This window comes from Kitasatospora sp. NPDC056327 (assembly GCF_042261735.1).
Classification (GTDB): domain Bacteria; phylum Actinomycetota; class Actinomycetes; order Streptomycetales; family Streptomycetaceae; genus Kitasatospora.
This window is the reverse complement of record NZ_JBHJRC010000406.1, coordinates 1-5,952: the sequence shown is the minus strand read 5'-3', so window position 1 is coordinate 5,952 and position 5,952 is coordinate 1. Positions and strand designations below refer to the sequence as shown.

The 5,952-nt window shown below is 75.3% G+C and carries 6 protein-coding genes; 1 reads left to right on the top strand and 5 read right to left on the bottom strand.

Annotated features, from left to right (window positions below; genetic code table 11):
- Positions 1-36: 36 nt before the first annotated feature.
- Positions 37-1,161, bottom strand: coding sequence for a magnesium/cobalt transporter CorA (gene corA, locus ACFCX4_RS34050; RefSeq protein ID WP_376150965.1), 1,125 nt, complete (start codon positions 1,159-1,161; stop codon positions 37-39).
- A 502-nt stretch (positions 1,162-1,663) separates the two neighbouring features.
- Here corA and ACFCX4_RS34045 point away from each other — a divergent pair.
- A complete protein-coding gene (locus tag ACFCX4_RS34045) occupies positions 1,664-2,305 on the top strand; it encodes a suppressor of fused domain protein (RefSeq protein ID WP_376150963.1) in 642 nt (213 codons plus the stop codon).
- A gap of 95 nt (positions 2,306-2,400) precedes the next feature.
- Here the strand turns inward: ACFCX4_RS34045 and ACFCX4_RS34040 are convergent, their stop codons facing one another.
- The 4 genes from ACFCX4_RS34040 to ACFCX4_RS34025 all read right to left on the bottom strand — a co-directional run bounded on the left by ACFCX4_RS34040 (position 2,401) and on the right by ACFCX4_RS34025 (position 5,760).
- Positions 2,401-3,261, bottom strand: coding sequence for a PHP domain-containing protein (locus tag ACFCX4_RS34040; RefSeq protein ID WP_376150961.1), 861 nt, complete (start codon positions 3,259-3,261; stop codon positions 2,401-2,403).
- A 139-nt stretch (positions 3,262-3,400) separates the two neighbouring features.
- The gene (locus ACFCX4_RS34035) at positions 3,401-4,039 is read right to left on the bottom strand and encodes a DUF6758 family protein (protein WP_376150959.1); all 639 of its coding nucleotides are present in this window, start codon (positions 4,037-4,039) and stop codon (positions 3,401-3,403) included.
- Between the two features lie 330 nt (positions 4,040-4,369).
- Positions 4,370-4,516, bottom strand: a complete 147-nt coding sequence (locus ACFCX4_RS34030) for a hypothetical protein (protein WP_344343078.1) — start codon at positions 4,514-4,516, stop codon at positions 4,370-4,372.
- A 356-nt stretch (positions 4,517-4,872) separates the two neighbouring features.
- Positions 4,873-5,760, bottom strand: coding sequence for an alpha/beta fold hydrolase (locus ACFCX4_RS34025; RefSeq protein ID WP_376150957.1), 888 nt, complete (start codon positions 5,758-5,760; stop codon positions 4,873-4,875).
- Between the last annotated feature and the right edge of the window lie 192 nt (positions 5,761-5,952).

Genomic DNA, 5,952 nt, shown 5'->3' with positions numbered 1-5,952 from the left:
ACGCCGGACCGCCCGGCGTGATCCGGGGGAGCGGCCCTACAGCCAGCCGTTGCGGCGGAAGCCCCGGTACATGCCGATGCAGATCAGCACCACGCTGCCCAGCACCATCGGGTAGCCGTAGCGGTGGTGCAGCTCCGGCATGTAGTCGAAGTTCATCCCGTAGACGCCGGTGATCATGGTCGGCACCGCGAAGATCGCCGCCCACGCGGTGATCTTGCGCATGTCCTCGTTCTGCGCGACCGACACCTGCGCCAGATTCGCCTGGAGCAGCGAGTTCAGCAGCTCGTCGAAGCCGTGCACCTGCTCGGTGACCCGGGCCAGGTGGTCGGCGACGTCCCGGAAGTACTTCTGGATCTCCGGGTCGACCAGCCGCTGCAGCGGCTCCGACAGCTGCTGCATCGGCCGCAGCAGCGGCGCCACCGCCCGCTTGAACTCCAGCACCTCGCGCTTGAGCTGGTACACCCGCCCGACGTCCGCGCCCCGGCCGCCCCGGTTGGAGAACACCTCGAACTCGATCTCGTCCACGTCGGTCTGCAACTGGTCCGCGACCAGCATGTAGTTGTCCACCACGTGGTCGGCGATCGCGTGCAGCACCGCCGAGGGGCCCTTGGCCAGCAGCCCGCTGCCGTCGGTGTCGGCCTCCAGCCGGTGCCGCAGCTCCTTCAGCGAGCTGTGCCCGCCGTGCCGCACGGTGATCACGAAGTCCCGCCCGGCGAACACCATCAGCTCGCCGGTCTCCACCACCTCGCTGGTCGGGGTGAGCTGGTCGTGGTCGACGTACCGGATCGTCCGGAAGACGGCGAACAGCACGTCGTCGTAGCGCTCGACCTTGGGGCGCTGGTGCGCGTGCACCGCGTCCTCCACCGCCAGCGGGTGCAGCCCGAACCGCTGCGCGATGCCCTCGAACTCGGCCTCGGTCGGCTCGTGCAGTCCGATCCAGCTGAACGAACCGTCACCGTCCGGGAGTTGCTTGGACGCCTTGACCAGCCGGGCCGCCTCGCGCGGGCTGCAGGTCTCGCCGTGCCGCCGGCCGTGCTGGTAGACCGCGCAGTCCACCACCGCCGACGGCGTCCGGCCGGGGTGGATGGTGTCGAACAGGGCCGCCGAGGTGCGGCGGCGGTTGGTGCGGACGGCTGCGCGCAGGCTGCTGATCATCGACATGGCAGGCTCCCTTGGGCAGGAACCGACGCACGGCGGCAGGAGGACGGGCGGCCGCGGTACGACGGCGGAGGAACACCGATGGAATTCCGGCGTCTGCGGCCGCCCCTGGGTGCCTTGCCGGGGCACGGGGAGCGGAACGGCCGGACGTCGGTGAGGGCGCTCTCCCGGCCGGACCACCGGACCGCCGTGCCGTCGGCACGGGGCGGCTCTGGTCCACGGAGCTGGGGAGGAGACCGGGCGGCTCCCGCCGAGGTCTCTCAGGCCCGCCGTTTCAGGCCGCGCACCGAGGGGTACGGGGAAGGCGTCCGGGCCGGGAAGAGCTGCCGGTACTGCATGGTCGGCTGGTATCCACCGCAACCACCTCCTTCGCGCCGCTGCCCCGGTAGGACGGGAATCCCCGGTAGCCAGTCGCTCACACTAACATCCGATCGGCCGTCACCGCGCCCGCGTTCACGTAAAGGCCGTGCCAACAGCCCGGGGGCCGCGGGTTACGCTCACCGGCATGGCCCATGACTTCCCGCTCTTCGGCGACCCCGCCGGCGGCAGCCCGCACGGCCCCTCCCGGGCCGGGGTGCTGGCCGCCGTCGAGGCCCGGCTGCTCACCGCGTTCGGCGAACCGGGCGGCCGCGCCGCCGTGACCTTCCTCGGTGCCGACCGCATCGAGGTGCTGCGCTTCGGCCCGGACCGGGAGGGCCTGGTCCGCTACGCCACCCTCGGCATGTCCGCCGCGCCGATGGCCGACCCGGCCGCGGTGGTGGCCGACCAGGTCCGCGGGCCGCGCGCGGAACTGGTCCTGACGATCCGTGGGGGCCGGGACGGCGTGCTCCGCGCGCTGGCCACCTTCGCCGCGACACCGCAGGTGGAGGGGCTGGTGGTGGCCCCGGGCGGCTCGCTGGACCTGGGCGCCCCGCTCTGGGGCGGCGCGCCGTTCAGCTCCGTCCTGGCGGCCGAACCCGGCGGTCTGGTCGAGGACCTGGAGCTGGACGCGCCGGCCGACCCGGTGCGCTTCCTGCCGCTGCTGCCGATGACCCCCAACGAGGCGGGCTGGAAGCGGGTGCACGGCGCGGCGGCCCTGCAGGAGCGCTGGCTCCGGCACGGCACCGACCTGCGCGACCCGGAGCGCCGGGGCGTCCGGCTGGACTGAGCCGCCCCGGGGCGAGACCGTCCGGCGCCGCCGCGGCGGAAGTCCTTCCCGGCGGTGCCCCTGACGGCCCGTCGGTGGCCCGGGCCCCGGTGCGGTCAGCCGCCGATCGGCTTCCCGCCGGTGGCCTGGTCCACCAAGGCCTCGTAGACGGCCGGGTCGGTGGTGTGCTCGCCGAGCCGGACCGTCTTGCGGGTGCCGTGGTAGTCGCTGGACCCGGTGGTCAGCAGCCCCAACTCGGCCGCCAGGCCGCGCAGATGGGCCTTGGCCGCTTCGTCGTGGTCGACGTGGTCGACCTCCAGGCCGGCCAGCCCGGCCGCCGCCAGGTCGGCGATGACCTCGTCGGAGACGGTCCGTCCGCGCTTCACCGCCCCCGGGTGGGCGAAGACCGGCACCCCGCCGGCCGCCCGGACCAGCCGGACCGCCGTCACCGGGTCGGTCTCGTGCTTGCGGACGTCCGCCCGTCCGCCGTTGGCCAGCCAGTCCGCGGTGAACGCGTCCGACACCGAGGCCACCACGCCCGCCTCGACCAGCGCGCTGGCGATGTGCGGACGGCCCACCGAGCCCTCCCCGGCGATCCGCCGCACCTGCTCCCAGCTGATGTCCGCACCGAGTTCGCGGCAGCGCTCGACGATCGCCCGCCCGCGCCGGAAGCGGTCGGTGCGCACCAGTTCGCGTTCCGCCGCGAAGGCCGGTTCGGCCGGATCGAAGAGGTAGGCCAGCAGGTGCATCGAGATGTCGCCCACCACGCAGGACAGTTCCGCGCCCGGGATCAGCGTCAGCCGGGTCCCGGTCGGCAGGGCGTGCACCGCGTCGACGGCCTCGGTGTGGCCCGCCACCGTGTCGTGGTCGGTCAGCGCCACCACGTCCAGCCCGGCCCCGACGGCTGCCGCGACCAGTTCGGCCGGGCTGTCCGTTCCGTCGGAGGCGTTGCTGTGGGCGTGGAGGTCGATGCGCACGGGTGGTGCTCCCTCGGGGTCGGCGCCGTCCGGCGCTGGGACCGGCACGGATGCCGGCGGGATGACGCCCAGGATAGTGCGGCCGCGGCGGGGGAGCGGGCCGGGCGGCCGCCCGCCCGGGACGGCCGCACGCCCGTGGTCAGCGGAGCAGGTGGGGCGAGAGGGCTCCGCAGGGCAGCAGGTCCAGCTCCGCGCCGGCCTCCCGCAGGTCGGTCAGCACCAGTTCGTCGTACATCACCAGCGCCGACTGCTCGGGCCAGGCCACCGCCCAGAGCCAGAGCCCGCGCGCCTCGCCGACGAACACCGCCCGGTCCGCGGGGGCCTGCGGCACGTGGAACATCGGCGTCGGCCGGCCGGCCGCGAGCAGCTTGGCGTCGGCGGGTTTGTAGAGGGCCACCGACTCGCCCGGGTCCGGGCCGGAGAGTCCCGCGTAGCGGGCGCCGAGCCCGACGCCCAGTTCCTCGGCGACCAGCACCAGTTCGCCGAACCCGCCCAGCGGGGCCGGTCCGGAGCAGGCGACGGCGGTGGCCCGGGCGCCCGAGACGTCGTCGCCGACGTGCGCGATCCCGGTGTACAGCCAGCCCACCGGGAGCGGCCACGGCAGCCAGACGGGGACCTGTGAACGGGCGACGGCGACGCCGAGCGCCTCGATGCTCGGGGGCAGCACCGGCTGCATCGGGTGCACGGCGCCGTGCCGGTCGCACTGCCAGGTGTCTGAGAACAGACCGGGGGCGCGGACCCGACCGGCGCACCTCGGGCAGCTGGGCTCGCCCCTCATAGGCGACAACGCTCCTCCCTCCGGACCGCCGCGTCAAGGACGGTCACCCGTACGGAGGGCGGCGCGGCGGCACCCTGTCGGTGCCGGCGCCCGTCCGGCGCGGGGTGTGCGCGGTGCGGGCGGCTCCCGTGGGGAAATGTCCAGCGGCGGGCGGCGGCAAACGTCGGCGACGGGCGCCGCGTCGCGGCCGGCGGCCGGCCCGGACGCACTGACGCCCCGTTGTCGCTGCGGCGATGACGGGGCGTCAGTCGGGTATCGGAACGTCCGGGTCGGACGCGCCGGGCTCGTCGGCGGCGGGGGAGCGTGCGGGCTCCCGGGTGCCGGGCCCGGTCAGACGGTCGGACACGGACGGATGAGCAGGCGCTCGCCGGTGCGGGCGGCGGCCTGGACGAGCTCGCGGACGGTCTCGGCGTCGGCGATGAGGCGGTCGGTGGCGCTGCCGTGGGCGTCGTCCAGTCGGAGGATCTCGAAGCGCATGGGCCTGTCCTTTCCTGGCCCCGCGGGGCGGGGCGGCCGGGGCTGCATGGGTATCAGCCCGTTCGGTGTCTGTCGGGTCGAGTCGTCGACCGACCGCTGTCGCGGCAAAGAGGGCTCCCCCCTGATCGCCAAGGGCGTCGGGTCCCTCGTGTCCCTCGTGAACCACCCTGTGGTGGCGCTGCTACCGGGTCGTTGCCCGTCGGTGAAGTCCTGGTTTCGGAGGATCGCGTCGACGGCCCGCCGACGGCACTGTCGACGATGTTTCCAGGACCGAATCAAATATTACCGCAACTAACGAATTTTGTCGCGCCCCCCTTGTACCAGGAGCCCCGGGGAGGCGTCGAACCGGGGCCCGCTCAGCCCCAGAGGGCGAGCAGCGCCTCGGCGGTGGCGGCCGGCTGCTCGGCGTTGGGGGAGTGCCCGGAGTCCGCGACCACGACCCGCCGGGCGCCCAGCCGCCGGGCCATCGCGTTCTGCTCCGGCACCGGCCAGGCGTAGTCCCGCTCGCCGGAGAGCACCAGGGCGGGCAGCCCGGCCGCCAGCACCGGGGCCAGCTCGTCCACCCGGTCCGGCGCGGCGACCAGGTGGCGGCCGGTGGTGATCAGCGCCTGCGGCACGTTCGCCAGCCAGCGGCGGTGCAGGAACGCGGCCACCTCGGGCGACGGGTGGCGGGCGCGGTCGGTGCCCGCCTCCAGCCGCTGCATCACCTGCCAGATCTCCTCCAGGGCCATGGTGGGCAGGACGCCGATCAGCAGCCGGGTCCGCTCCGCCTCGGCCGGGTCGATCGCACCGGGTCCGGTGGACATCAGCGTCAGCGACGCCCACGGCACCCCGGCGCCCCCGCCCGGGGCGGCCTCGGCCAGCACGGCCTCGCGGACCACCTGGCCGCCGAGGGAGTGGCCCAGCAGGTGCAGCGGGCCGCCGCCCCCGGCCAGCAGCGCGGTGGTGAGCGCCCGCACGTCCGCGCCGAGCGCGGCCACCGCGTACGCGGCCGGGTCGTCCGGGCCGCCCGTCTCGTGCTGGCCCCGCTGGTCGACCGCGGTCACCCGGTAGCCGGCCGCGGCGAGCGGCTCCAGCAGGGCGATGAAGTCCTCCTTGCTGCCGGTGAAGCCGGGCACCAGCAGGGCCGAGCCGCGCACCGCCCCGGCGGGCTCGGCCCGCAGCGCGGCGAACTCCCCGCGCGCCGTGGTCACCCGCAGCGCACGCGCGCAGGAGGGGAGGCCGAGGAACGGCGGCATGCTCATGGACGGACCTCCGGGGGAGCGAACCGGCTGGTGACCACGACGAGCCTAGGGCCTCGGAGAGGCACCGCCGCGGGCCCGGCGGGTCCTGCGGGACGGGCCGTGGCGGGCGGGCCCCGGTCCCGGCCCGGCCGCGGGTCCGGGAGGCGTGCCCCGGGGCGGGAACGCCGGAGGGGCGGCCCGGGGGTCCGGGCC

What these genes read in the sequence shown, in the direction of transcription:
- corA (WP_376150965.1), bottom strand. Translation starts at nt 1,161, where the DNA reads ATGTCGATGATCAGCAGCCTGCGCGCAGCCGTCCGCACCAACCGCCGC.
- ACFCX4_RS34045 (WP_376150963.1), top strand. Translation starts at nt 1,664, where the DNA reads ATGGCCCATGACTTCCCGCTCTTCGGCGACCCCGCCGGCGGCAGCCCG.
- ACFCX4_RS34035 (WP_376150959.1), bottom strand. Translation starts at nt 4,039, where the DNA reads ATGAGGGGCGAGCCCAGCTGCCCGAGGTGCGCCGGTCGGGTCCGCGCC.
- ACFCX4_RS34030 (WP_344343078.1), bottom strand. Translation starts at nt 4,516, where the DNA reads ATGCGCTTCGAGATCCTCCGACTGGACGACGCCCACGGCAGCGCCACC.
- ACFCX4_RS34025 (WP_376150957.1), bottom strand. Translation starts at nt 5,760, where the DNA reads ATGAGCATGCCGCCGTTCCTCGGCCTCCCCTCCTGCGCGCGTGCGCTG.